We start from the raw sequence: 24,902 nt of genomic DNA, 5'->3' as shown, positions 1-24,902 counted from the left end.
AATCCGGATAATCGGGGCCATGAGCGACGGGCCGCTGATCGTGCAGTCCGACAAGACGGTGCTGCTCGAGGTCGATCACGAGTTGGCCGGCGATGCGCGCGCGGCGATTGCGCCGTTCGCTGAATTGGAACGCGCGCCCGAGCACGTGCACACCTACCGCATCACCCCGCTGGCCCTGTGGAACGCCCGCGCCGCCGGGCACGACGCCGAACAAGTGGTGGACGCGCTGGTCAGCTACTCCCGCTACGCGGTGCCGCAGCCGTTGCTGGTCGACATCGTCGACACCATGGCCCGCTACGGCAGGCTGCAGTTGGTCAAGCATCCCGCACACGGCCTGACTCTGGTAAGCCTGGACCGCGCGGTGCTGGAAGAGGTGCTGCGCAACAAGAAGATCACCCCCATGCTCGGCGCCCGCATCGACGCGGACACCGTCGTCGTGCATCCCAGCGAGCGTGGCCGGGTCAAGCAGATGCTGCTCAAAATCGGCTGGCCCGCAGAAGATCTCGCCGGCTATGTCGACGGTGAGGCGCATCCGATCAGCCTGCGGGAAGACGGCTGGCATCTGCGTGACTACCAGCGGTTGGCGGCAGAGTCCTTCTGGTCCGGGGGCTCCGGGGTGGTGGTGTTGCCGTGCGGGGCGGGCAAGACGTTGGTCGGCGCGGCGGCCATGGCCAAAGCCAGTGCGACGACGTTGATCTTGGTCACCAACACCGTCGCCGCGCGGCAGTGGAAACGCGAGTTGGTGGCCCGCACGTCGCTGACAGCTGACGAGATCGGCGAATACTCCGGCGAACGCAAGGAGATTCGCCCCGTCACCATCTCCACCTATCAAATGATGACCCGCCGCAACAGGAAGGGCGACTATCGGCACCTGGAGCTGTTCGACAGCCGCGACTGGGGACTGATTATCTACGACGAGGTGCATCTGCTCCCGGCCCCCGTGTTCCGGCTGACCGCCGATCTGCAGTCGCGGCGAAGGTTGGGGCTGACCGCCACGCTGATCCGCGAAGACGGCCGCGAGGGTGACGTGTTCAGCTTGATCGGGCCGAAGCGCTATGACGCGCCGTGGAAGGACATCGAGGCACAGGGCTGGATCGCTCCCGCCGAATGTGTCGAGGTGCGGGTGACGCTGACCGACAACGAGCGGATGAGGTACGCCACCGCCGAACCCGAAGAGCGGTACCGCGTCTGCTCGACCGCGCACTCGAAAATCGCGGTGGTCAAGTCGATCCTGAGTCGCCACCCGGGCGAACCGACATTGGTGATCGGCGCCTACCTCGACCAGCTCGAAGAACTGGGGGCCCTGCTGGGGGCGCCGGTGATCCAAGGGTCGACCAAGACCGCCGAGCGTGAGGCGCTCTTCGACGCGTTTCGCCGCGGCGAGGTCACCACCCTGGTGGTGTCTAAGGTGGCCAATTTTGCCATCGATCTTCCGGAAGCCGCTGTGGCCGTACAGGTTTCGGGGACATTTGGGTCGCGGCAGGAGGAGGCCCAGCGCCTGGGCCGGTTGCTGCGGCCCAAGGCAGGCGGCGGCGGCGCCGTGTTCTACTCGGTGGTGGCCCGCGACAGCCAAGACACCGAATACGCCGCCCACCGGCAGCGGTTCCTGGCCGAGCAGGGCTACGGCTATGTCATCCGCGACGCCGACGACCTGCTGGGCCCGGCAATCTAGCCTACGTGGTCAGGATCGTCGCGGCGGCGGTACCCGGCGCTCCGTACACCTGCGCAAAGCCGACCCGCGGTGTGCCGCCCACTTGACGGTCCCCCGCCTCCCCGCGCAGCTGACGCACCAGCTCGTGAACCTGCCGCAGCCCCGACGCGCCGATCGGCTCACCGTTGGCGATCAGCCCGCCGTCGGTGTTGACCGGCATCGGGCCGCTGATTTCGGTGGCGCCGTCGGCGATCAGCTTCTCCTGATCGCCGTCGGCGCAGAATCCGGCCTCCGCCATGTGGATCACCTCGGCGCCGGCGTCGGTGTCCTGCAACTGGATAACGTCGACGTCCTCGGGCCCTACCCCGGCCGCCTCGAACGCGGCCCGCGACGCGTAGACGGTCGGCGACACGTCTTCTTCGATCGGCGCGAAGGTGGCGTGCACCTCGTAGGCGCCGTACCTGCGGGTGCGGATCTCGGCAGCCCGCAAATACACCGGTTTCGACGTGTACCGGTGTGCGATGTCGGCGCGGCACATGATTACCGCCGCCGCTCCCTCGTCGGGAGCGCAGAACATGTACTGGGTCAGCGGATAATTCAGCACCGGCGAACCGAGAATCTGCTCTTCGGTTAGCGGCTTGCGCCGAAAAGCGTTGGGGTTCAACGCCCCATTCCGGTAGTTCTTGGCGGCCACCTTGGCCAGCGTCTCAGCTGAGATGCCGTGCTCGTGGATGTAGCGGTTGGCCTTCATCCCAAAGAACTTGGTGGTCACGAACTGCCCGTTCTCGGCGTACCAGGCCGGCAGGGCCAGCTTGGCGGGGTCGTCGGTGAAAGCGCCGCGCGGATGCTTGTCCATACCGACCGCGATGCCGATGTCGTACTTGCCCAGCCGGATCGTGTCGGCGCACAGCTGCGTGGCACTTGCCGCGGTGGCGCACGCGTTGAACACGTCGGTAAACGGAATTCCGGTCAGTCCAACCAATCTGGTGACTGCGTCCGGGTTGGACACCTCGTGGCTGCCACCGACACCGAACTGAATGTCCTTCCAGTCCAGGCTCGCGTCAGCCAGCGCGGCCTGAATCGCTTCGGCGCCCATCTCCATCGCGGACTTACCCTCGAAGCGCCCGAACGGATGCAGGCCCACACCGATAATTGCCACATCGTTCATCTCAGACTCCTCAGACCGGCCGGAACGCGAATGTCATGACCTCGTTGCCGTCGTCGTCGGTGGTCAACGGCACCATGGTCAGCTCGACCTCCATCCCGAACCGCAGCTTGGCCGGATCATTTTCGGTGAGCCGGCCCTCGACGCGGATCACGTCGCCAAGCTGAACCAGGCCGACCCCGAACGGGCTGAACGCGTCACCCGTCGGACCGGCATAGGGAGGCCCCGGCGGAAATCCCTGGGTGGTCCAGGCCACCACGGTGCCCCGGCGCGGCAGCAACAGCTCGGACATCTGCCCACCGCTGCACCGCGGGCAGCGCTGCTGCACTGGGAAGGTGGTGGCGCCGCAGTCAGCGCAGCGGCTGCCGATCAGCTGTGGGTTGTCGTCGGGCCAGGTAGTGATGTCCGGCGCCAGCGCCTTCTGCATCGGGTGATCCTCCGAGGTCAGAAAAGACAATAGTGCTCGCCACCAGACGCTACAACAGCATTCCGCGAAAACGGAAATCCCATTCTCCTAGCCCAGCGCAGGGATCACCTCGCGCTCGAACAACTCCACACCGGACCTGTCATAAGCGGCCTCCGGGAAGTAGCAGATGACGTAGCGGCAGCCCAGCTCACGCAGGCGCTCGAGCCGCTCGATCACCCGCTTCGGCGTGCCGACGGCCGATTCGGGGCCGCTGGTGCCGGCGATCATCGCATCGGCCGCCGATTCGGGCACGTATGCGATCATTCGGTCGCGGATGCGTTGCAGCCGCTCGTTCACCTCGGACTCCGAGGTGCCTACCACGGCGTTCACGTTGACCGAGCGCACGATCGCATCGAAGTCGGTGCCGACGTCGCGGCAGTGGCGGGCCAGCGCTTCAGATTTGCGGGAGAACGCCTCCGGCTCCGGGGTGAAATTGGTGTATTGCGCGTATTTCGCGGCGATCCGCAGCGTCACCTTCTCCCCGCCGCCGGCAATCCACAACGGAATACCATTGTCCTGCAACGGCTTCGGGGCCACGATTGCCCCGTCGGCCTGATAGTGCTCACCGGCGAAGCTGACTTTGCCGTCGCGCCACGCGTCGCGCATGATCTGCACACCCTCGTCGAGCCGCCCGAGCCGGACTTTCGCGGATGGAAACCCGTAACCGTAAGCGCGCCATTCGTGTTCGTACCAGCCGCCGCCGATGCCCATCTGCACTCGGCCGCCGGAGATAACATCGACCGTCGCGGCCACCTTGGCCAGATAAACCGGGTTGCGGTAGCTCATCGCCGTGCACATCTGACCCAGCTTGATCCGCGATGTCGCCGCCGCATAGGCCGCCATCAGCGACCACGCCTCGTGGGTGGCTTCGCCGGTCGGCACCGGCACGGTGTGGAAGTGGTCGTAGACCCACAGTGAATCCCACGCGCTGGCGTCGGCGTAGGCGGCCAGCTCGCGCATCACCGCCCAATGTTTGGCGGGTGCGATACCCACCAGGTCCAGCCGCCAGCCCTGCGGAATGAACAGTCCAAAACGCATAGCTGCCGACCCTATGTCAAAGGCCCAGGGCGGCCAGCGCGCCCTCGACCGCCGCGGCACGCAGCTTCTCGACGGGTGCGTCGGGAAACTGCAGACAGCAGTCCTGCAGGCCGCCGAACGCGATCACCGCGCGGGTCGCTTGCGCCAGCGTCGGTTTCGGCCCGAACACCAGCTTGCCGAGCCGTTCCCGCCACGCCAGCACCTTTTCGATCAGGCCGAGGTCTTCGAGGATGGCGAACTCCGCCAGCACTACCACCAGATCGCGCCGATGCCGGTAGTGAAAATCGAAGTAGCCCTCGAGCAACTCGCGCACGTCGACGCCGCCCCGGCCTTCCCTTTCGGCGATGAACTGTTCGCCCTCGTCGATCAGGGGCTGCACGATGCTGCGGATCAGCTCTTCGCGCGAGGCGAAGTGGTAGTACAGCGCGGGCTTGGTGATCCCTAATTTGTCGGCGATGTCCTGCAGGCTGGTGCGTTGCACGCCCTGCTGCAGGAACAGCTCGCGGGCCACATCTTGGATGCGCTCGCGCGTATCGGAGCGGGGTCGGCTCACCTGCGAAGTTTAACTGACTTATCGATCGGTAAGCGGACATGCTAGGCTTACCAATCGTTAAGTAAGGAGGTTTCCGGTGCGGGTCTTGATCTCGGGTGCCAGCATCGCCGGACCCGTGGTGGCCTACTGGCTGGCCAGGCGCGGCTTCGACGTCACGGTCGTCGAGCGCGCGCCGACGTTACGCAAAACCGGAGGCCACGCCGTCGACTTGTTCCGACCGGCGATGGAGATCTCCGCGAACATGGGCGTGCTGCCCCGCATCGAGGACCGCGCCACCAAGACGACGCGACTAAGCATCTACCATGACGGCGCGCGACGGCCGATCCGCGTCGACCTAACCAAGATCTACCGCACCGCCTCCGACCGGCATGTCGAGATCATGCGCGACGACCTCAGCGAGATCTACTACGACGCCGGTCGCGACGACATCGAGTACCTGTTCGGCGACTCGATCACGGCCATTTCACCCGACGGGGACGTGACGTTCGAGCGGACCCCGCCACGCAAGTTCGACGTCGTCGTCGGCGCCGACGGGCTACATTCCAACGTCAGGCGTTTGACTTTCGGTGACGACGCCGGCATCACCCAATTCCTCGGGGCATATCTGGCGGTGGCGTCAGTGCCGAAAACGCTTGCGCCCGAGGGGGAAATGATCGGTCACGTCGAAATCGGCCGGATGGCCGGGGTCTACAGCGCGCATCACCTGGACGATGCACGGGCGGTATTCATGTTCCACAGCCCTGAACTGCAATGCCACCATCGAGATGTGCCGCGGCAGAAGGACTTATTGCGCAACGCATTCGCCGGAATACATCCGCGGGTGGACGGTTGGCTCGAATGCCTCGACACCACGCCGGCGTTCTACTTCGACTCCATCACCCAGTTGCAGCTGGACACATGGTCGCGTGGGCGGGTGACGCTCGTCGGTGACGCGGGATACTGCCCGGGTCCGGCCGTCGGCGGCAGCACCAGCCTGGCGGTGGTCGGCGCCTATGTGCTGGCCGGGGAACTCGCCCGCGCGGGCGGCGATTACCAGGCAGCGTTCACGGCCTACGAACACCAGCTGCGGGAACCGGTGCGACGCAGCCGCGCTTTCGCCCGCACTGCGGCCAAAACCGTCGTCCCCGCCTCCCGGGCCGCCCTGTGGGCGGTGACCCGAGGCGCCCAGCTGGTGTCGGCCCTGCCTAGCCCGCTCACCCGGGCCGTGGCCAAGCTGAACACCAAGGGCGTGCGCATGCACGACTCGATCCCGGTGCCCGACTACACTGCCGGCCTCTGGCAACATTGACCCGTGGAGCTTTCCGGGGTCGGAATATGGAGTAGCCAGCTGCGCTACGGCGATCCAGCCGAATCTGCCGAGGCCGCAGCGGAATTAGACGAGCTGGGCTTCACCGCGCTGTGGATTCCGGACGTCGGTGGTCCGGTCTTCGACGCAGTGAAGCGACTGCTTGCCGCCACCAAGCAGACCGTGATCGCCACGGGCATCCTCAACCTGTGGATGCATGCACCCGACGATGTCGCCAAATCCCATGCCGAGCTGACCGCTGCGCACGGAGACCGCTTTCTGCTGGGGATCGGTGTCAGCCACGCCCCGCTGATCGACGCGAAACAGCCGGGCAGATACCGTAAACCGCTGGCGGCGACGGCGTCGTTCCTGGACGGATTGGACGCCGCAGCACAGCCGGTGCCGGCCGAGCGGCGGGTGCTGGCGGCGCTGGGCCCGAAAATGCTGGCAATGGCTGCCACTCGTGCCCGAGGCGCCCACCCGTATCTCGTCACACCGGAGCACACCGCCACTGCGCGTTCGGTTTTGGGCGATGGCCCGTTGCTGCTGCCGGAGCAGACCGTGATCCTGACCAATAGCGCCGACGAGGCCCGCGCGATCGGAACCGATTGGCTGCGGGCGTATTTGGCGTTGCCGAACTATGCGAAAAACTTGTTGCGCACCGGGTTCTCCTCCGACGACCTGGCGCAGGTGAGCGATCGGCTCTTCGACGCGATCATCGCTTGGGGTGACGAGGAGGCCGTCATGCGCAGGGTTGCTGAGCATCAAGCCGCCGGTGCCGACCATGTCTGCGTGCAAGTGCTGCTGGCCGACCAGACGGCCTTCCCGCGCGAGCAATGGCGCCGACTAGCCGCCGCCTGCAACGCATAACGGCGACTCGAGCTGTCGGCACGAGCCGATGGTGCGGTCTGGTTAGCCGGATCAAGCCCGGCACCGACGACCAAACAATGCCCGCAATGTAGCCGACCTCGAGACTTTAAGCCGCGGCCCCCGCGTAATACGGTGAGGCAATGGCTTCTCGACACACACTGTTTCGCGTCTTCTACCGGCTGGGCTTTACTCCGTGGGACGGCCATCCGCAGTCCCCGGTATTACGCGGACTCATCGAAGGACCCGACGCGCTGCCGCCAGGATCTGCGCTCGACGTGGGATGTGGCACCGGAGATGCGTCGATCTACCTGGCCCAACACGGATGGCAAGTCACCGGGGTTGACTTCGTGCCGAAGGCACTCGACAAAGCTCGCGCAAAGGCTCAGGCGGCCAACGTCGCGGTCAGCTTCGTGCGGGCAGACGTCACGCATTTGCGTCAGGCCGGAATCGGCTCGGGATTCCAAGTGATCGTGGACAACGGGTGCTTCCACGGTATGAGTGCTCATGACCGCGACCTCTATGTCGACGAGATCAGCGCCGCCGCCGCGCCAAGCGCACGACTGGTGATGGTGGCCTTCGCGCCCCGCGGCGGTTTCGGCCCGGCGGGCGTCGAGCAGTCGGAAATCGAACGTCGCTTCACGCCCGCCTGGTCGCTGTTGTCGGCGACCGACGAACCGCGCTGGGCAGACAACAGCAGGTTCGCAGCCCGATTCCACGCCCGAACCTACCTGCTGCAGCGCCAGTAGCCCCCGACGAGCAGACGCTACGAGGTGAGCGACTCCGGTGGCAGGAAGCGGTCGCCGTACTTGGCGGCCAGCTCGCGGGCGCGCGCGACGAAACCTTCCTTACCGCCGGGGTAGCCGACGACGAACTGCGCGGTGCCACCGGTCCACGGCGGGAACCCGATGCCCATGATCGATCCGATGTTGGCGTCGGCCGTGGACGTCAGCACCCCTTCGTCGAGGCATTTCTGGGTTTCCAGCGCCTCGGCGAACAGCATCCGGTCGATGATGTCGGCCAGCGGCGGCTTGGAGGAACCAGAATTGAAGGTCTCCCGCAGGCCCGGCCACAGCCCAACCCGCTTGCCGTCGGCGTAGTCGTAGAAGCCGGCGCCCTTGAGCTTGCCCGGCCGGCCCAGCTCCAACATCTTGTTGACGACGGCCTCGGCCGGATGCGGGGTGTAGGTCTGGCCCGCGGCCTCGACGCCTTCGCGCGTCGCTTTGGCGATCTTGGCCATCAGCTCCAGATTGAGCTCGTCGGAGAGCTGCAGCGGCGGTGCCGGGTAACCGGCCTGACCGCCGGCATGTTCGATGCTGGCCGGCTCCACGCCCTCGCCGAGCATCGCGATCGCCTCGTTGATGAACGTGCCGATCACCCGGCTGGTGTAGAAACCGCGACTGTCGTTGACCACGATCGGGGTCTTCCCGATCTGCATCGCCAAATCCACAGCCTTGGCCAGGGTGGCGTCAGACGTCTTGCGGCCCTTAATGATTTCTAGCAGCGGCATCTTGTCGACAGGTGAGAAGAAGTGCAGGCCGATGAAGTCCTCGGCGCGCTTGACACCGGCGGCCAGCTCGGTGATCGGCAGCGTCGAAGTGTTGGACCCCAGCACCGCGTCGGGCGCCACCACCGGCTCGATCTCGCCAAACACCTTGTGCTTCAAGTCAACCGACTCGAATACCGCCTCGATCACCAGGTCAGCGCCGGCGGCGTCATCGACGTCAGCGGTTGGATGGATACGGGACAACAGCGCATCCGAACGTTCCTGAGTAGTCCTGCCCTTCGAAAGCGCCTTGGCTTCCAGCTTTTCCGAGTATTCCTTGCCCTTCTGCGCGGCTTCCAGGCTCACATCTTTGAGGATCACTTCCATGCCCGCCTTGGCGCACACATAGGCGATGGCCGCGCCCATCATTCCGGCACCGAGCACGGCGACCTTCTTGAACGTGGTCTTCTCGTAGCCCTCGGGCCGCGAGCCGCCGGAGTTGATGTGCTGCAGGTCGAAGAAGAACGCCTGAATCATGTTCTTGGCGACCTGCGAGGTCACCAGCGACGTGAAGTATCGGCTTTCGATGCGGCTGGCGGTTTCGAAGTCGACCTGAGCGCCCTCCACGGCGGCGGCGAGGATGGCCCGTAGCGCTGGCATCGGCGCGCCCTTGAGCTGCTTGCGCAGGTTCGACGGGAACGACGGCAGGATGGCCGCCAGCGACGGCGACGACGGGGTGCCGCCAGGCATCTTGTAGTCCGGCTTGTCCCACGGCTGCACGTGCGCGTCGGGGTTGGCCTTGATCCAGGCCTTGGCGGCCCGGCACCAATTCCTCGACGCTTGGCAGCACCTCGTCGACAAGACCGATCTCCTTGGCCTTGGCCCGGCTTGAACCGGGTGCCCTGCGCGAGGATTTCCACGAACGCCTTTTGGATGCCGAACATCCGCACCGTCCGCGTGACACCGCCCCCGCCGGGCAGTAAGCCCAGGGTCACTTCCGGCACTCCGATCTGGCTGCCCTTGACGTCGGCGGCGATGCGGTGATGACACGCCAGCGCGATCTCCAGACCGCCGCCCAGCGCTGCACCATTGATGGCCGCGACGACGGGCTTACCGAACGTCTCGAGGGTGCGCAGCTGCTTTTTGACCGTCTCCACGGTGTCGAAGAACTGTCCCGCATCCTCCGGTCGCGCCTTGACCATCGCGGTGAGATCACCGCCGGCGAAGAAGGTCTTCTTGGCGCTGGTGATCACCACCCCGGTGATCGAATCCTTCTCGGCGACAAGGCGGTCGACGGCCTTACCCATCGACTCGAGGTAGGCCTCGTTCATCACGTTGGCCGACCCGGACGGGTCGTCTATGGTCAGCGTGACGATGCCGTCGGCGTCCTTCTCCCAAGCAATGGTGTTGACTGCCATGCCCTTAAACCCTCTCGATGATGGTGGCGACACCCATGCCGCCGCCGATGCACAACGTGACCAATGCGCGGCGGGCCTTGCGGCGCTCGAGTTCGTCGACCATGGTGCCGAGGATCATCGCGCCGGTGGCGCCCAGGGGGTGGCCCATCGCGATCGCACCACCGTTGACATTCAACTTCTCGTCGGGAATGCCCAAGTCCTTCTGGAACTTCAGCACCACCGACGCGAACGCCTCGTTGAGCTCGAACAGGTCGATGTCGTCGATCGTCAGCCCGGCCCGGTCGAGCACCTTGCGGGTGGCCGGGGTGGGGCCGGTCAGCATGATCGTCGGCTCGGCGCCGCTGGTCGCGGTCGCCACGATGCGGGCCCGCGGGGTGAGACCCTGCGACTTGCCCGCGGCTTCGGACCCGATGAGCACCAATGCCGCGCCGTCGACGATCCCTGAGCTGTTGCCGCCGGTGTGGACGTGGTTGATCTTTTCCACCCAGTGGTATTTCTGCAGCGCCACGTCATCGAAACCCCCTAGCGCCGCAACGCCTTCGAAGGCCGGCTTGAGTTTGGCCAGACCCTCCATGGTCGTGTCGGGCCGCATGTGCTCGTCGTGGTCGAGGATCAGCAGTCCGTTCTGGTCGCGCACCGGCACCACCGACTTGGCGAAGTAGCCTCCGGACCAGGCCGCGGCGGCGCGCTGCTGGCTGCGCAGCGCGTAGGCGTCGACGTCCTCGCGGGAGAAGCCCTCCAGGGTGGCGATCAGGTCGGCCCCGATGCCCTGCGGCACGAACCCCACGTCGTAGTTGGTGGCCGGGTCGAGCGCCATCGCGCCACCGTCGGAACCCATCGGCACCCGGCTCATCGACTCCACACCGCCGGCCAGCACCAGGTCGTCCCAGCCGGAGCGCACTTTTTGCGCGGCGGTGTTCACCGCCTCCAGCCCGGAGGCGCAGAACCGGTTGAGCTGCACCCCGCCGGTGGTGTCGGGCAGGCCCGCCGCCAGCACCGCGGTGCGGGCGATGTCGCCGCCCTGGTCGCCGACCGGCGAGACCACGCCGAGGATGACGTCGCTGATCATGTTCTCATCGAGGTCGGGGAAGCGCCGACGCAGCTCGTTGATGAGGCCGACGACCAGGTCAAGCGGCTTGACCTCATGTAGTGAGCCGTTTTTCTGCTTGCCGCGCGGTGTGCGGATAGCCTCGTAAATGAAGGCTTCTTCGGACATGGCTGATTCCTCTTCACTGGTTGCGGCGCGTATAGGGCGCGTACAGCCCGTCACCCTAACAAAGCCGCCGATCAACCTGTTGGTTGGGAGGCGTCGGACCCTTCCGGCGTAACGCCAGGCCCAGGTTCCAGCCGATTTCTCGCCGTGGCGTTCCATTCGCGAGCGCTAAGCCGAGCGCTCTACGCTGAAGGACCATGACGGTGTCGCGACTGCGGCCGTATGCGACCACGGTTTTCGCCGAAATGTCGGAGCTGGCCGCAAGGATCGGCGCAGTGAACCTCGGGCAGGGTTTTCCCGACGAGGACGGCCCACCCGGGATGTTGAAAACCGCGCAGGACGCCATCGCGCGGGGAGTCAACCAGTACCCCCCGGGCATCGGTGTCCCGGAACTACGCCAAGCCATCGCCGCACACCGCAGACGGCACTACGGCGTCGACTACGATCCGGACACCCAAGTGCTGGTGACGGTCGGCGCGACCGAAGCCATCGCCGCGGCGGTGCTCGGACTGGTGGAGCCGGGCGACGAGGTGATCTTGATCCAGCCGTTCTACGACTCCTACTCGCCGGTGGTGGCCATGGCCGGGGCGCGGCGGGTTGTCGTCCCCCTGGTGTTGGATGGCCGCGGCTTCGCGCTAGACGTCGACGCGCTGCGCCGTGCGGTGACGCCGCGCACCAAAGCGCTGATCGTCAACTCGCCGCACAACCCCACCGGCACGGTGCTCACCGACGCCGAACTGGCGGCCATCGCGGAAATCGCCGTCGAAGCAAACCTGCTGGTCATCTCCGACGAGGTTTACGAGCACCTGGTATACGACGACCGCCGTCATCTGCCGCCGGCCACTTACCCGGGCATGGCCGAGCGCACCATCACCATCTCCAGTGCTGCCAAGATGTTCAATTGCACCGGCTGGAAGATCGGATGGGCTTGCGGCCCAGCGGATCTCATCGCCGGAGTACGGGCAGCCAAGCAGTATCTGAGCTACGTCGGCGGCGCCCCGTTCCAACCGGCGGTGGCCGAGGCGCTCAATAACGAAGAGGCCTGGGTGGCCGCACTGCGCACCGCGCTGCAGGCCAGGCGCGACCGGCTGGCGAGCGCACTGGCCGACCTCGGCTTCGACGTCCACGACAGCTCGGGCACCTACTTCCTGTGCGCAGACCCTCGCCCTTTGGGTCACGACGACAGCACCGCGTTCTGTGCCGCACTGCCCGTGAAGGTGGGGGTGGCCGCGATCCCGATGTCGGCCTTCTGTGACCCCGACGGCGAGCAGGCGAGGCTCTGGAATCACCTGGTGCGGTTCACATTTGCCAAACGGGACGACACCCTCGATGAGGCGATCCGCCGACTGGCGGCGCTTCGCGACCGAAGCGCTATTGCGGCTGACGGGCGTCCTGCGCCCGGCCCATAACCCGCTCGCGTAGCCCCTCGGTCGCGGTGCCCAACACGATGTTGCTGGCCCGTTTGACTAAGCCTAAATCCGTGGATGGTTCCGGTGATTTGATCGGCGTGTGAACAGCGAAAATGCCTTCTGAACTGGGACAATACGAGTGCTGAGGCCGCATTTGTCCATAGTCCGGGAAGGCACTTTCGATGCACTCATCGTATACGTTCACCACCGGATCGGCGGTGTTTGACGAGCAGAATCTGCTGTCGGCGGCCGGGTTGGTGCCAGTGCTGGAACTGGCTGAGCAGACCGGTCTTTCGGAATTGATCAACGAGCGCGTGGATCTGCCGTCGACTCGGGTGAAGTCCGGCGCGGTCAACCCGGCTGGCAAGCTGACCTCGATCGTCGCCGGGATGATGTGCGGCGCGGACAGCATCGATGATGCCAATGTGCTGCGCGCCGGCGGCACACCCCGGGTGTTCAACGAGGTATATGCCCCATCGACGTTGGGGATCTTTTTGCGCGAGTTCACCTTCGGGCATACCAAACAACTCGCCGCAGTGGCCCGCGAGCATCTGATCGCACTGGCGGCGCGCACCCCGCTGCTGGCTGGCGCCGACGAGCGGATGTTTTTGGACATCGACTCGCTGCTGCGCCCGGTCTACGGCCACGCCAAGCAGGGCGCCTCCTTCGGTCATGCCAAGATCGCCAGCCGCGCGCTGCTGCGGCTGGGCCTGTCCCCACAGATCACCACCATCTCCACGGCGACCGCCGCGCCGGTGATCGCCGAGGCGCAGCTACGGAGCGGCAAAGCCGCCTCCGGGCGCGGTGCCGCATACCAGCTCAAGCAGGCGATCACCACCGCGAAAGCGATCAACCCCGACGCGCCGATCCTGGTGCGCGGCGACTCAATGTTTGGCACCAAGAAAGTGATCACCACCTGCATTCAGCGAGGCGCCGAATTCTCCCTGTCGATCAGCCGCAACAAGCGCATCAACGCCGCGATCGCCGCCATCGACGAGGCCGCCTGGACCCCGGTGCACTACCCGGGCGCGGTCGAAGACCCCGACACCGGGGCGTTGATCTCCGATGCCCAGGTCGCCGAAACCCCCTACACCCTGCGCCTGGCCCGCGGCCGAACACTGACCGTGCGGCTGGTAGTGCGCCGGGTCAAAGACGCCCGCCACCTGGATGCGTTGTTTCCGGTGTGGCGCTATCACCCGTTTGTCACCAACTCCGCGCTGCCGGTCGACCAGGCCGATATCACCCACCGACGCCACGCCATCATCGAAACCACCTTCGCCGATTTAATCGACGGCCCACTGGCACACATCCCGTCGGGGCTGTTCGCGGCCAACTGCGCCTGGCTGGCCTGCGCGGTGATCGCCCATAACCTGCTGCGCGCCGTCGGCACCCTCGCCGGTGGCCACCATGCCGTGGGCCCGCGGGGCTACCCTGCGCCGCGACCTGATCAACATCCCGGCCCGCTTCGCCGCCCCGGCCCGCAAACCAATGCTGCACCTACCCGCCCACTGGCATTGGCGAGCCAGATGGAAGGCCCTGTGGCACAACGTCATCGGTTACCCGATCGCGCAACCCCGCGCCGCCTGACCCCACCTTCCAAGCCCTGTCCGCCCCGCCATCCCAGGCCCGACCCAAGGAACCCAAAGGAAAGCTGGTACAGGCCAGCGGATCACCCACGCCCCACCGCGCCACACTCGGCCGCATCCCAAAACAACCGCGTCGACGGCAACACGAAATCACCCATCCACGGATTCAGGCTAAGAACTCCGGGATTGGTCCCGACGGTTCGACGGTGATATCGAAGCGCACCCGGGTCTTGTCCATGCCTTCGCGCTTGAGGGTGTACTCCACGTGCTGTCCATGCTGCTGAAACGTCGCTTCGGCATCCCAGACCACCCAGTCGGGGCCCCAGTGGTATTCGAGAATCTCGTTGTCCACCAGCCCGAAGATCTTGATGGTGGCCCGCACATGGTGCGGACGGCCGTCATCGTAGCGGTCGAGTACTTCAACCCTTTTGTGCACCGGCGACCACGCCGTCAGCGTGCTGACATCGGCGAGCGCCTCCATAATCACGTCCGGCGGCGCGTCGATAACGATTTCCCGGGATGCTCGTGCGGCCACTGCCACCAAGCTAGCAACACGCTGGGTCTTCGACGGCGAATCCGCAATTACCAGCCGATTTCATCTGGCGCAGCGACGGCGCCCGGTCACGATGGCCGGGCGCGGACGACGGTGGCAGGCACATTGTCGACGTCGTGACCCGCAGTCGCCGTCGGGAGCCAAGCCTCTCCCGCCGGCGCTCCGATCAACCGCGGCCCTTCTTGACGCTCAGCACACGCTTTCGCAGTCCTTCGGTCGAGGTGTCCATCACCCCTTTGATGGTCCGTTTGAGCAGGAACCCCGGCAGCGGCACCGTCGGGTCGACGGTGATCTCGAACTTCACCCGAGTCTTGTCGCCCTCCGGTGTCAGCGTGTAGACCGCGTCTTGGGAACGCTGTTGACTGGCACTGACCAAGGTCCAGCTCACGGTGCTCTCACCCCAGGTGTAGGCGACCACCTGCTCATCGGTGATGCCCGCCGCCTTGACCTTCATCCGGGCCACTTTGGGCCGACCGTCGTCTCGCCTTTCGACCACTTCAGAGCTTTGATGTGCCGACGACCACTCGGGCAGCGATTCCAGATCGGCGATGACGTCGAGGATCTCCCCCGGGCTTGCTTCGATGACGACTTCGCGAGTTTCCCTGATTGCCATGGCCCGCACCATAGCGAGACGGCGCAATGCCCGGAGCGCTTTTCGGCTGAGGGTACGGTCGTCTTCGTGACTGGATTCGAGCATTCCTCCTACACCGTCGGTGACTATCTGCTCGACCGCCTGGCCGAACTCGGTGTTTCCGAAATTTTCGGCGTGCCCGGTGACTACAACCTTGAATTTCTCGACCACATCGTCGCCCATCCCGGTCTTCGCTGGGTGGGCAACGCCAACGAGCTCAACGCTGGCTACGCCGCTGACGGGTACGGGCGGCTGCGTGGAATGTCTGCTGTGGTCACCACGTTCGGGGTCGGCGAACTGTCGGCGGCCAACGCGATCGCAGGCAGCTACGCCGAACATGTGCCGGTCGTGCACATCGTGGGCGGTCCGTCCAAGGACGCGCAGGGAACGCGGCGGGCGCTGCATCATTCGCTCGGCGACGGCGACTTCGAGCACTTCCTGCGCATCAGCCGCGAAATCACTTGTGCGCAAACAACCCTCATGCCTGCGACGGCCACCCGGGAAATCGATCGGGTGCTCTCGGAGGTGCGGGAACAAAAACAGCCCGGGTATATCCTGATGGCCACCGACGTTGCTCGCTTTCCGGCTGAACCGCCGGCCGCTCCGCTGCCGCGCTACACCGGCGGCACCAGCCCACGTGCTCTTTCGCTATTCATCGACGCCGCAACCAAACTCATCGCAGACCATCAAGTCACCGTGCTCGCGGATTACCTGGTCCATCGCCTCGACGCCATCCCTCAACTCCAGGCGCTGCTGTCCGCCGACGTGGTTCCCCACGCCACTTTGATGTGGGGAAAGAGCCTGGTCGACGAGAGCCATCCGAATTTCCTCGGCATTTATGTGGGCGCAGCCAGCCCGGAGCCCGTGCGCCGCGCGGTCGAGGAAGCGCCGGTCCTGGTTACCGCCGGTGTGGTGTTCACCGACATGGTCAGCAGCTTCTTCAGCCAGCGCATCGACCCGGCCCGAACCATCGACGTCGGAGTCGATCAGAGCACCGTGGCGGGCCAGGTGTTCGCGCCCCTGGAAATGGGGACCGCGCTGCAAGCGCTGGCCACGATCATCGCTGAACGCGGAATCACGTCGCCGCCGGTCACACCCGCATCCGACAGCGGGCCATTGCAGTCTCCGCCGCGCGACCAGCCACTCACTCAAAAGATGTTGTGGGACAGGCTTGCTGCGGCGCTGACTCCGGGGAATGTGGTGGTCGCCGACCAGGGCACCTCGTTTTACGGGATGGCGTGCCACCGGCTTCCGCGGGGGGTGACGTTCATCGGCCAGCCCCTCTGGGGGTCGATTGGCTACACCCTGCCAGCGGCGCTCGGTGCCGGCCTGGCCCACCGGGACCGCCGACCGGTGCTGCTGATCGGCGACGGAGCCGCGCAGCTGACCGTCCAAGACCTGGGGGTCTTCTCCCGCGAAGGGCTGACGCCGGTGATCGTGCTGGTCAACAACGATGGTTACACCATCGAGCGGGCGATACACGGAAAGAACGCCTGCTACAACGACATTGTGAGCTGGAATTGGCTTCAGGTGCCGCGTGCGCTGGGCGTGACGAACGCGCTTACGTTCCGGGCGCAAACCTATGGAGAGCTCGACGACGCGTTCACCGCCGCCGCCCAGCACCAGGACAGGATGGTGTTCATCGAAGTCGTGGTGCCCCGCTTCGACGTCCCTGACCTACTCGGCGAACTCGCCCGGCCCACCTCTGCGGACGGCAGCACCCGCCGCTGAGCTTCTCCGTCTATCGTTGCTGTGCTTCGCATCCGGTGCGTGAGGACGTGATCATCGCGCGCACGGTGTGCCGGCAGCGGCCGCATTCGGCGCCTGCCCCGCATACCTCGGCGACCTTCTTTGTCGTCGACGCCCCATTCGCGACGGCGTCAGCCACGGTCTGGCTGGTAACCCCGTTGCACAGGCACACATACATGGGTCGACCCAATCACCGCGCTTCGTCGATCCGCATCATGTGCAGGAAGCGGCCGACGAAGATCGGCGGATAGGGACCCTGTCCCGCACCGTCCATCCACTCCGCTGCCGGATCTGGGTGGTCGATCCACCGCCGCGCGTTGGCATCGGTGTCGATCTGCTGCAGAATCAGCACTTCCCGCGGATCGTCGAAAGCTTGATATATCCATGTCTTCTCGATGCCAGCGGCCTTGAACCGTTCGCGTGCCAGGTGAACGCGTTGGACCAAACTCGACACGTCTGCCACTGACGTCATCGTCGCCACGATGACGCTGGGGGGCTCGGCGGGCGACGGCCGCGTCAGTTCAATCCGTTCGACGGTCTCGCCCGCGAAGACAGCCGGAATGTCCTTGACGCCAACGGCGTCGAACCAGTCGAAGAACACCCGCGATCTCAAAAGGTCGACGATCGGCTCACGGTTGCGGACACCGAGGGTCACGAGAACACGGCCGTATTCAGTGGTCGATGCGTACACGACAACGTGGTGGGCGCCGATGCCGGCGAGCGCCGATTTGCGACGCTGAAGCAGCGGCCACACCCGCGTCGGGTCGGGCACCCGATAGTCGGAAGCGAGTACCAGAGATTGCAGGTCGTTTGTCATCGTCGACATCCCACGGGCTGGCGTCCTAGACGGGATTGAACGACGAAATAAGCCACTTGCCATTGGCTTTGGTCAAGGTGACCAAGACGCTGCTCGAGGTCAAGGCCGGATCGGGGCGGTCCTTGCTGACCGTGCTCTGGTTGACAAAGACCAACACCACAGCGGAGTCCGGATGTATCTCCGACACCGCAGCACGCACCACCACTGCGCTGGTCTTCAGCGACTTCTGCTTGGCGGCGGGAGCAACGATCTGATCGGTGAACTGGTTGTAGTACGACAGGAAGTCACCGGTCAGATGTGACTTGGCGGTCGCGAAGTCGCGGTCGAGGCTATCCGGGGAATACGACAGGATCGCGACGGTCCCGTCGGTGGCGGCCGAGATCGCGGACTTGGCGGCCGCGGCGTCGGTGGCCCGGTCGGGCCGATATTGGAAATAGAACAACCACGCCGCCGATGCCACCGAGGCCACCACCAGCAATGCCACCAGCACCGGGACCAGGTTGGCGCGCAGCAACTCCGCCACCCGGCGGATGAGACGCTGCGACCGCGCCGGTGCCGTCGCTTCCTCGGGCCGTTGACTCGGGCCGGTCGTAGCGGTCCCGTCGACCGTCGACGTTTTTTCGGCGGTCACGGCACGAACTCGACTTTCGACATCTTGAGCTGATCACCGTCGCGGGCAACCGTCACGACCAGCCTGAAATTGCGTGGATCCTCCTTTGCACCGGCAGCGTTCGTAACTTCCGACCTGGACACCACCAGCGCTGTCGCCGAATCTTTGGTCATCGAGTCCAAGTCCACCGCCACCGCCTGGACAGTGCCCTTCTCGACCACCTTCGACTGTTCCACTACCTTGATGAAATCGTCGGCCATCTTTTGGAATTCGTCCCTGAACGAACCGGTGGAATTGTCGAGGATGCGCTGCACATCGTGCTTGGCATTGTTGAAGTCCAGGGAGGTCAGCGTCACGACGCCCTGCCTTGCGGCGGCGGCGAATTCGGCTGCGCGCTCACGCTGCTGGGCCAGGTTGCGGTGCTGCAGCACCATGTACACGCTTCCGCCCAGCGCGGCGACGACGACGACCGCGGCCAGGACTGCTGCGGCGACCGACAACCTGATGCGCCGACGCCAACGCCGAAACCATCCCGGCTTGTCCTGCCGGGCATCACCAGCGGGTGCGTCGGCGTCGGCGGTGCTGTCCTCGGTGTACGCTGCCTCGGGCTCGCTCGCCGACTCGACCTCGATGGACGTCTCCGTTTGCGCGTCGGCGGGTTCGCTGGCTTCGCTGGTTTCGGCGGCGGCTTCGGCCTGCCGGCGCAGCTGAATGGCGCGGGCGCGGGCCCGCGCGGCAGCCGCGAGAGCCTCGGCCTCCGCGGCTTCTGCCTCGGCCTGCTCGGCCATCGCCAGAATCTCGGCGGCTGTGCTCGGCGGCTTGTCCTCGGTCACCTGAGCATTCTCCGTTGCCGGGCGAGCAGACGCAAAGGCCCCACGAAAACCCGAGTTTTCGAGGCGTTTGCGTCTGCTCGCCCCCTACCGCAGGTCATCTTTCATCACCTTGCCCGTGGCGTTGACGGGTAATGCCTCGACAAACTGCACCGCGCGCGGCACCTTGAATCCCGCCATCCGCTCCCGGCACCAGCTCAGCAACTCGTCTGCTTCCACTGCGGCGTTTCGCACGATGAATGCCTTGCCCACCTGCCCAAGCCGCTCGTCCGGTACACCGATCACCGCGGCCTGCGCGACGGCGGGATGCTCAAGCAGGAAACCCTCGATCTCGGCCGGATAGGCGTTGAAGCCGCCCACGATGAACATGTCCTTCTTCCGCCCGACGATGCGCAGCCGGCCGTCCTCGTCCAGGTTGCCGAGGTCGCCGGTATGCAGCCAGTCCTCGTCGTCGATCGCCTCGGCGGTAGCCACCGGGTCGTCGAGGTAGCCCTGCATGACGCTGTAGCCGCGGACCAGGACCTCGCCGTCGTCGGCGATGCGCACCTCAAGCCCGTCGCACGGCCTGCCGGCGGTCGTCGCGATGTCCTCGAACGAATCGCCACGACGCGACGCCGTGACCGTCCCGGCCTCAGTCAATCCGTAGCCGGTCATGATCGACTGGAAAGGCAGGTCACTGCGAATTCGGCGAACGAGCTCCACCGGGATGTCGGCGGCCCCGGTCACCGCCGCCCGCAACGACGACAGATCACGCTTGCCCCGTGCCGCCAGCAGCGAGTGATACAGGGTGGGCGGACCGGGCAGCATCGTAACCCGTTCGCGTTCAACGAGTTCCAGCACACGATCGACCTCGAAGACCGCTACCGGGATCATGGTGGCGCCCCGGATCAGGGAGGCGATGCAGCCCGCTTTGTAGCCGAAGGTGTGAAAAAAGGGGTTGACGATCAGATAGCGGTCGCCTTCGCGCAGGTCGGCCAGCTCGCACCAATCCGCATAGTTCCGCAGCGTCTGCGCGTGGTTCATCATGACGCCCTTGGGCCGGCCGGTAGTGCCCGAGGTGTAGATGACGTCGGCGATGTCGTCCCCGCTGACCTCGCGTTCCAGGGGCGAGCCGCTGGTCAGGAAGTCCGATTTCAGGTCAATGGCGGGCACCCCGGCCGGAACGGCGAAATCCCTACCGAGAAAGCCCTTTTCGACGAGGACAGCCTTGACACCGCTGCGGGTGATGATGTCGGCGGCCTCGGCTGCCTGGAAGCGGGTATTGACCGGGACCAGCACACCACCGGCTGTCAGCAGGCCGAACGCGGCGATGATCCATTCGGCGCAGTTGGGCGCCCAGATGGCCACTCGGTCGCCCTTGTCGAGGCCGATACCCGCGAACGCCCCTGCGGCGCAGCGGATTCGGTCGACCAGCTGGGCGAAGGTCAGCCGCAGCGAACCGTCGACGACCGCCTCGGCATCGCCGAAGCGGTCGGCCGCACTCAAGACCATCTCCGGGATGGTCGCCCAGGTCATGCCGCGGTCGTCACACCGACACGAGCCGAGACAAGTTGCCGCCCATGATCTTCGCCTGATCGCCCACGTCCAGGTGCTGGAGTGCGTCGGCGAAGTGGCGAGGCTGGGCCAGTCCTTCCGGATGTGGATAGTCCGACCCGAACAGCACCCGATCCACCCCGATCAGATCGATCAGGTCGCTGACCCCGTCCTCGTAGAACGGGCTGACGTGGATGCGGTTCTTGATCTCCTCGACCGGGTTGCCCAGGAAGCTTTCCGGCGTCTTCTTGTACACGTCGGCCAGCTGATCCAGCAGCGGGGCCAGCCACTTCGACCCGTTCTCGATCACCGCGACTTTCAACTGCGGGAACCGGAACAAAGCCCCGTGAATCACCCAGGAGGCCACCGCATCCTGAACCGGGCGCCACTCGTTGAGCATGGCGAACGCATTGGTCTGGAAGGGCAGCATCTCCTTGTCGGTGCCATCCCATTCGGCCGTGTATCGGGCATAGCCGGAATCCGACGAATGCATGGCCACCAGCACGTCGTGCTCGACCACCCGCTGCCAAAACGGGTCGAACTCGGGTAACGCAAACGAGCGCGGACCGCGATACCCGGGCACCGGTGCCGGACGCACCAGGATCGCACGGGCGCCGCGGGCCACTACCCACTCAAGCTCCTCGATAGCCTTCTCGACGATCGGCAGGCTCACAACCGGCACGGTGAAGATCCGGTTCTTGTAGTTGAAGCCCCATACCTCGTCGAGCCACTGGTTCAGCGCATGCACCACCACGTGGATGAGTTCGGGGTCGTCACGCATGCGCTCCTCGACGAGGCTGGCTAGCGTTGGGAACATCAGCGAGCGGTCCACACCCAGCTCGTCCATCAACTCCAACCGCGGGCCCGGCTCACGAAACGCCGGAATGGAACGCATCGGCTCACCGAAAATCTCGCGCCGGCTCTTGCCTTCGGGATTGCCGTGCTTGAAGTACTCCTCCATCGCCCCGGGGCGCGCCACCACCTCGAAGGTGGGGTTGGGGATGTAGTCGCTGATGTGCCCGCGAATCGCGATCTTGGTGCGACCGTTCACCTGCACGTACTGGATCGCGTCGCGGTACTGCTTGGGCAGGTATTTGGTCAGCGCATCCTGGGTTTCGTACAAGTGGTTGTCCGCGTCGAACAGCGGATACGACAGGTCGGACATCGACATGGATCCTCCATTGCTATTTTGGAGAATGATATTCTCGGTTAGAGCATACCGCAATGCCCTCACGGACCAGTTGCTTCTGGACCTTGCCGCTGGCGGTACGCGGGTAGTCGTCGACCTGGTGCAGCTCCTCGGGCCATTTCTGTCGGGCAACACCCATCCGGTCGAAGTGCTCGCGGATCTCCGCCAGCGTCGGCATCGCATACCCGGGCCTGATCCGCAATACCGCGGCGGCATGCTCGCCCAGGCGGGCATCGGGAGCAGCGACCACTGCCGCTTCAGCGACCGCCGGCATGGCCAGCAGCACCTCTTCGACTTCGAGCGCGCTGATGTTCTCGCCGCCGCGGATGATGATGTCGGCTTTGCGATCGGTAACGGTCAGATAGCCATCATCGTCGAGGACACCGACATCGCCGGTGCGGTACCAGCCCTCGGCGTCGAAGGCCCGCCCAGTCAACGTTTCGTCGGTGTAGCCCAGACACAGATCGGGTCCGCGACTGATGATCTCGCCGTCCTCGGCGAGTCGGATTTCCACACCAGGCCGCGGCAGCCCGTCGGTGAACAGCCGCTTCTCCGCGGGTGCGTCATGAGGTGTCAGGGTGACCGACGGATGCTCGGTGCTGCCGTAGGAGCGGAACACATGGATGCCGTTGTCGGCAAGCCGGCGAGCCACCGCGGCGGGGATCGCGGCGCCGCCCAGCCCGGCGGTCCGCATGCTGCGCAGGTGTTCCTCGGTGAAGTCGGGGTGATCGAGCACGCTGGTGAAGAAGTAGGGCGGACCGCCACCGATTGCCAGACCGTCGCTTTTCATCAGTGCCAGCACACGGTTCGGCTCCCAGGCGTCGCAAAGGTTGATGGCCGCGCCCTCCAGCACCGGAACTAGAAACGCGCTGAGCATTCCGATGAAATGGCCCACGGGCGCCGCCGTCAACTGCCGTCCGCGGTTGGGCGGATATCCCTCGAAGAGCTGGCGGGTCTCGCAACCCAGCGTCTGGTGAGTGTGAATGACCCCCTTGGGAGCACTGGTCGTCCCGGAGGTAAATGCGATCACCGCCGGGGCGGCCGGGTCGGCGGCGACCGTGCCCGCCATCGGTTCAGGGGCCAACAGCTCGTCGAAATCGCGGCCCACTACGCCGACGATCGGGACCGCTTCGGCCAGGTCGGGCTGATAGCACATCGGACCGAACTGCTCGGCGGTCACGAACACGCACGGCCGCGCCGTAGACAGTATGTGCGACAACTCTTTTCGGCCGTAGAAGTGAACAATCGGCACCACCACGGCGCCGAGGAACGCGGCAGCCCAGAACACCGCGGCGGCCTCCATCCAGTTCGGCAGTTGGAAGGCGACCACATCACCCGGGCCGACACCACGGGCGCGCAAACCGCCGGCGAGCCTGCGCGCCACCGCCTCGACGTCGCGGAATTTGCCGGTCCACGGCCGCACCGCAGAGTGCACCCGAAACTCGGTGTGCGCAGCGCGTCCTAGCCCGCGCGCCAGCACATCGCCGAGAGTATGCGGCGTCCACCACCCCTCCCGCTGGTATCGCTCGACCAGTTCGGCAGGCACAGTGCGCATGACGGGGACTCCAACCGACGACCAGTTCCGCAGACGGTGATGTTATTCTCCATATACGAGAATGCCAATATCGCCAGATGGAGCGCGGGCGCATGGTGGACCTGGAGTTCGACCGGGGGCTTGCCGTGCTCACGATCAATCGCCCGCACGCCCGCAATGCGATCGCGTTGGACACCATGGCGCAGCTGGAGAAGGCGCTCGACGCCGCCGAGGGAGCCAACGCGCTGGTCATCACCGGAGCCGGCGACCGGGCATTCGTCTCGGGCGGTGACCTCAAAGAACTCAACGCCATCAGGACCGAGGACGACGCAGCCGCCATGGCGAGGCGAATGCGCACGATCTGCGACCGGCTGGCGCGCTTTCCCGCCCCGGTGATCGCCGCGCTGAACGGTCATGCCCTCGGCGGCGGAGCCGAGGTCGCAGTGGCCGCCGATATCCGGGTGGCCGCCGACGACATCAAGATCGGTTTCAACCAGGTGGCGCTGGAGATCATGCCGGCCTGGGGCGGCGCCGAGCGGTTGGCGGCATTGGTCGGAAGGAGCCGGGCGCTGCTGCTGGCAGGCACCGGCAGGGTGCTCGAGGCCGCCGAGGCCGAGCGCATCGGGTTGGTGGATGTGGTGTTGCCGCGCACCTCGTTCGGCGAGGGCTGGCGCTCGCTGGCCAGGTCGCTGGCCAACCGGCCGGCAGCCGAAGTAAAGCGGGTAATCAGCGGAGTTTCGGTTGATGAAGCGATAGCATCCTTTGCGCGCCTGTGGGTCGCGGATGCGCACTGGCAGGCGGCCGAGCGGGTGATGAACCGCAACGCCAGTCAGCGGTGAATAGCCGGAGGAGCGATATGACAGCCATCCGAAAAGGCTTGTTTGGCTTCGGTTTGGCCATATTGTTGGCTGCGGCCAATCTCGGGATCACCGCGGCCGCGTCCCGCGCCGACGAGAATCCGCCACTTCATCACGTGAAGTACACGCTGACGGTAGACCATCCGATCTATGCGGACATCTATTACCTCGACCAAGAGCCGCCGATCTTTTCCGACTACAGCCACAACCCGTACCAGTTCGTCCCGAATGTCAAAGTCGACGTCGCGCCTAACGCGCCGTGGACTCACGAGCTGGACTTGGCCAGACCTGATCTATGGGCGTTCTTCACCGCCAGCACCGGGACCGAGCCCGGCACGCCGATGTTTCACTGCAAACTCGCCGTCGACGGGGTCGTTGTCGTCTCCAATGACGGAGCCAAGGGTGTGCTGTGCTCGATACGTCACTGGTAAGCGATTTGCCGCGACGCCGAATTCGAAACCT

At 65.5% G+C, this 24,902-nt stretch carries 21 protein-coding genes and 3 pseudogenes; 9 read left to right on the top strand and 15 right to left on the bottom strand.

The annotated features are described in order from the left end of the window. Window positions 1-19: 19 nt before the first annotated feature. Complete coding sequence (locus MYXE_RS05545; RefSeq protein WP_085194670.1) at window positions 20-1,672, top strand: DNA repair helicase XPB; 1,653 nt, start codon at window positions 20-22, stop codon at window positions 1,670-1,672. A gap of 1 nt (window position 1,673) precedes the next feature. Here the strand turns inward: MYXE_RS05545 and MYXE_RS05540 are convergent, their stop codons facing one another. The 4 genes from MYXE_RS05540 to MYXE_RS05525 all read right to left on the bottom strand — a co-directional run bounded on the left by MYXE_RS05540 (window position 1,674) and on the right by MYXE_RS05525 (window position 4,873). Further along, window positions 1,674-2,819: a thiolase family protein gene (locus MYXE_RS05540; protein WP_085194672.1), complete on the bottom strand. Its 1,146-nt coding sequence runs from the start codon at window positions 2,817-2,819 to the stop codon at window positions 1,674-1,676. Between the two features lie 10 nt (window positions 2,820-2,829). After that, window positions 2,830-3,243: a Zn-ribbon domain-containing OB-fold protein gene (locus tag MYXE_RS05535; RefSeq protein WP_003922729.1), complete on the bottom strand. Its 414-nt coding sequence runs from the start codon at window positions 3,241-3,243 to the stop codon at window positions 2,830-2,832. A gap of 87 nt (window positions 3,244-3,330) precedes the next feature. Continuing rightward, window positions 3,331-4,320, bottom strand: coding sequence for an LLM class F420-dependent oxidoreductase (locus MYXE_RS05530; RefSeq protein WP_085194674.1), 990 nt, complete (start codon window positions 4,318-4,320; stop codon window positions 3,331-3,333). Between the two features lie 16 nt (window positions 4,321-4,336). After that, window positions 4,337-4,873 (bottom strand): TetR/AcrR family transcriptional regulator, encoded by a 537-nt coding sequence (locus MYXE_RS05525; protein ID WP_039891152.1) that lies wholly within the window; start codon window positions 4,871-4,873, stop codon window positions 4,337-4,339. Between the two features lie 76 nt (window positions 4,874-4,949). On the opposite strand from MYXE_RS05525, the gene MYXE_RS05520 reads away from it, so the two are divergent. The 3 genes from MYXE_RS05520 (at window position 4,950) to MYXE_RS05510 (ending at window position 7,774) form a co-directional block, all read left to right on the top strand. Next, the gene (locus tag MYXE_RS05520; protein ID WP_085194677.1) at window positions 4,950-6,161 is read left to right on the top strand and encodes an FAD-dependent monooxygenase; all 1,212 of its coding nucleotides are present in this window, start codon (window positions 4,950-4,952) and stop codon (window positions 6,159-6,161) included. A gap of 3 nt (window positions 6,162-6,164) precedes the next feature. Further along, the gene (locus MYXE_RS05515) at window positions 6,165-7,028 is read left to right on the top strand and encodes an LLM class F420-dependent oxidoreductase (protein WP_085194679.1); all 864 of its coding nucleotides are present in this window, start codon (window positions 6,165-6,167) and stop codon (window positions 7,026-7,028) included. Window positions 7,029-7,168: 140 nt separating this feature from the next. After that, window positions 7,169-7,774 carry a class I SAM-dependent methyltransferase gene (locus MYXE_RS05510; RefSeq protein WP_085194681.1) on the top strand — a complete coding sequence of 202 codons (606 nt, stop codon included), beginning with the start codon at window positions 7,169-7,171 and terminating at the stop codon, window positions 7,772-7,774. A 17-nt stretch (window positions 7,775-7,791) separates the two neighbouring features. On the opposite strand, the pseudogene MYXE_RS05505 reads toward MYXE_RS05510, so the two are convergent. Together MYXE_RS05505 and MYXE_RS05500 are read right to left on the bottom strand one after the other, a co-directional pair. Further along, window positions 7,792-9,929 (bottom strand): annotated as a pseudogene (locus tag MYXE_RS05505) (3-hydroxyacyl-CoA dehydrogenase NAD-binding domain-containing protein). Between the two features lie 4 nt (window positions 9,930-9,933). Beyond that, a complete protein-coding gene (locus MYXE_RS05500; RefSeq protein WP_085194685.1) occupies window positions 9,934-11,145 on the bottom strand; it encodes an acetyl-CoA C-acetyltransferase in 1,212 nt (403 codons plus the stop codon). 194 nt (window positions 11,146-11,339) lie between these two features. Between MYXE_RS05500 and MYXE_RS05495 the strand changes: the two genes are divergently transcribed. After that, window positions 11,340-12,551, top strand: coding sequence for a pyridoxal phosphate-dependent aminotransferase (locus tag MYXE_RS05495; protein ID WP_085194687.1), 1,212 nt, complete (start codon window positions 11,340-11,342; stop codon window positions 12,549-12,551). Between the two features lie 182 nt (window positions 12,552-12,733). After that, window positions 12,734-14,138: pseudogene (locus MYXE_RS05490) on the top strand (IS1380 family transposase). A gap of 171 nt (window positions 14,139-14,309) precedes the next feature. Here the strand turns inward: MYXE_RS05490 and MYXE_RS05485 are convergent. Continuing rightward, window positions 14,310-14,672: pseudogene (locus MYXE_RS05485) on the bottom strand (SRPBCC family protein); the annotation flags it as partial. Between the two features lie 184 nt (window positions 14,673-14,856). Next, window positions 14,857-15,303, bottom strand: coding sequence for an SRPBCC family protein (locus MYXE_RS05480; RefSeq protein ID WP_085195982.1), 447 nt, complete (start codon window positions 15,301-15,303; stop codon window positions 14,857-14,859). A gap of 66 nt (window positions 15,304-15,369) precedes the next feature. Here MYXE_RS05480 and MYXE_RS05475 point away from each other — a divergent pair, with 66 nt between their 5' ends. Next, window positions 15,370-17,052 carry an alpha-keto acid decarboxylase family protein gene (locus MYXE_RS05475; protein ID WP_085195960.1) on the top strand — a complete coding sequence of 561 codons (1,683 nt, stop codon included), beginning with the start codon at window positions 15,370-15,372 and terminating at the stop codon, window positions 17,050-17,052. A 10-nt stretch (window positions 17,053-17,062) separates the two neighbouring features. Here the strand turns inward: MYXE_RS05475 and MYXE_RS05470 are convergent, their stop codons facing one another. From MYXE_RS05470 to MYXE_RS05440, 7 genes are all read right to left on the bottom strand, one after another. Then, entirely contained in the window at window positions 17,063-17,248 is a 186-nt protein-coding gene (locus tag MYXE_RS05470) for a (2Fe-2S)-binding protein (protein ID WP_003922706.1), read from the bottom strand. Window positions 17,249-17,260: 12 nt separating this feature from the next. Then, entirely contained in the window at window positions 17,261-17,887 is a 627-nt protein-coding gene (locus tag MYXE_RS05465) for a fatty-acid--CoA ligase (protein WP_085195958.1), read from the bottom strand. A 25-nt stretch (window positions 17,888-17,912) separates the two neighbouring features. Continuing rightward, entirely contained in the window at window positions 17,913-18,419 is a 507-nt protein-coding gene (locus MYXE_RS05460) for a twin-arginine translocation pathway signal (RefSeq protein WP_232061808.1), read from the bottom strand. Between the two features lie 95 nt (window positions 18,420-18,514). Further along, window positions 18,515-19,330 (bottom strand): hypothetical protein, encoded by an 816-nt coding sequence (locus MYXE_RS05455; RefSeq protein ID WP_085195955.1) that lies wholly within the window; start codon window positions 19,328-19,330, stop codon window positions 18,515-18,517. 84 nt (window positions 19,331-19,414) lie between these two features. Beyond that, window positions 19,415-20,842 carry a FadD3 family acyl-CoA ligase gene (locus MYXE_RS05450; RefSeq protein ID WP_085195954.1) on the bottom strand — a complete coding sequence of 476 codons (1,428 nt, stop codon included), beginning with the start codon at window positions 20,840-20,842 and terminating at the stop codon, window positions 19,415-19,417. A 10-nt stretch (window positions 20,843-20,852) separates the two neighbouring features. Beyond that, a complete protein-coding gene (locus MYXE_RS05445; RefSeq protein ID WP_003922699.1) occupies window positions 20,853-22,031 on the bottom strand; it encodes an amidohydrolase family protein in 1,179 nt (392 codons plus the stop codon). A gap of 13 nt (window positions 22,032-22,044) precedes the next feature. After that, a complete protein-coding gene (locus tag MYXE_RS05440) occupies window positions 22,045-23,604 on the bottom strand; it encodes an AMP-binding protein (RefSeq protein WP_003922697.1) in 1,560 nt (519 codons plus the stop codon). A gap of 92 nt (window positions 23,605-23,696) precedes the next feature. On the opposite strand from MYXE_RS05440, the gene MYXE_RS05435 reads away from it, so the two are divergent. Together MYXE_RS05435 and MYXE_RS05430 are read left to right on the top strand one after the other, a co-directional pair. After that, on the top strand, window positions 23,697-24,422 hold the full coding sequence (locus MYXE_RS05435; RefSeq protein ID WP_085195980.1) for an enoyl-CoA hydratase/isomerase family protein: 726 nt from the start codon (window positions 23,697-23,699) through the stop codon (window positions 24,420-24,422). A 17-nt stretch (window positions 24,423-24,439) separates the two neighbouring features. Further along, window positions 24,440-24,871 (top strand): hypothetical protein, encoded by a 432-nt coding sequence (locus MYXE_RS05430; RefSeq protein ID WP_003922694.1) that lies wholly within the window; start codon window positions 24,440-24,442, stop codon window positions 24,869-24,871. The last annotated feature ends 31 nt before the right edge of the window (window positions 24,872-24,902 follow it).

Origin of the sequence: Mycobacterium xenopi, assembly GCF_009936235.1 — a bacterium.
Taxonomy (GTDB): Bacteria; Actinomycetota; Actinomycetes; order Mycobacteriales; family Mycobacteriaceae; genus Mycobacterium; species Mycobacterium xenopi.
The sequence above is the reverse complement of the archived record's forward strand: the minus strand, read 5'-3'. Positions and strand labels throughout refer to the sequence as shown.

Excerpts from the sequence above, each read along its gene's own strand:
- MYXE_RS05545 (WP_085194670.1), top strand. The coding sequence starts at position 20 with ATGAGCGACGGGCCGCTGATCGTGCAGTCCGACAAGACGGTGCTGCTC.
- MYXE_RS05540 (WP_085194672.1), bottom strand. The coding sequence starts at position 2,819 with ATGAACGATGTGGCAATTATCGGTGTGGGCCTGCATCCGTTCGGGCGC.
- MYXE_RS05535 (WP_003922729.1), bottom strand. The coding sequence starts at position 3,243 with ATGCAGAAGGCGCTGGCGCCGGACATCACTACCTGGCCCGACGACAAC.
- MYXE_RS05530 (WP_085194674.1), bottom strand. The coding sequence starts at position 4,320 with ATGCGTTTTGGACTGTTCATTCCGCAGGGCTGGCGGCTGGACCTGGTG.
- MYXE_RS05510 (WP_085194681.1), top strand. The coding sequence starts at position 7,169 with ATGGCTTCTCGACACACACTGTTTCGCGTCTTCTACCGGCTGGGCTTT.
- MYXE_RS05500 (WP_085194685.1), bottom strand. The coding sequence starts at position 11,145 with ATGTCCGAAGAAGCCTTCATTTACGAGGCTATCCGCACACCGCGCGGC.
- MYXE_RS05495 (WP_085194687.1), top strand. The coding sequence starts at position 11,340 with ATGACGGTGTCGCGACTGCGGCCGTATGCGACCACGGTTTTCGCCGAA.
- MYXE_RS05480 (WP_085195982.1), bottom strand. The coding sequence starts at position 15,303 with ATGGCAATCAGGGAAACTCGCGAAGTCGTCATCGAAGCAAGCCCGGGG.
- MYXE_RS05470 (WP_003922706.1), bottom strand. The coding sequence starts at position 17,248 with ATGTATGTGTGCCTGTGCAACGGGGTTACCAGCCAGACCGTGGCTGAC.
- MYXE_RS05465 (WP_085195958.1), bottom strand. The coding sequence starts at position 17,887 with ATGACAAACGACCTGCAATCTCTGGTACTCGCTTCCGACTATCGGGTG.
- MYXE_RS05450 (WP_085195954.1), bottom strand. The coding sequence starts at position 20,842 with ATGACCTGGGCGACCATCCCGGAGATGGTCTTGAGTGCGGCCGACCGC.
- MYXE_RS05445 (WP_003922699.1), bottom strand. The coding sequence starts at position 22,031 with ATGTCGATGTCCGACCTGTCGTATCCGCTGTTCGACGCGGACAACCAC.
- MYXE_RS05440 (WP_003922697.1), bottom strand. The coding sequence starts at position 23,604 with ATGCGCACTGTGCCTGCCGAACTGGTCGAGCGATACCAGCGGGAGGGG.
- MYXE_RS05435 (WP_085195980.1), top strand. The coding sequence starts at position 23,697 with ATGGTGGACCTGGAGTTCGACCGGGGGCTTGCCGTGCTCACGATCAAT.
- MYXE_RS05430 (WP_003922694.1), top strand. The coding sequence starts at position 24,440 with ATGACAGCCATCCGAAAAGGCTTGTTTGGCTTCGGTTTGGCCATATTG.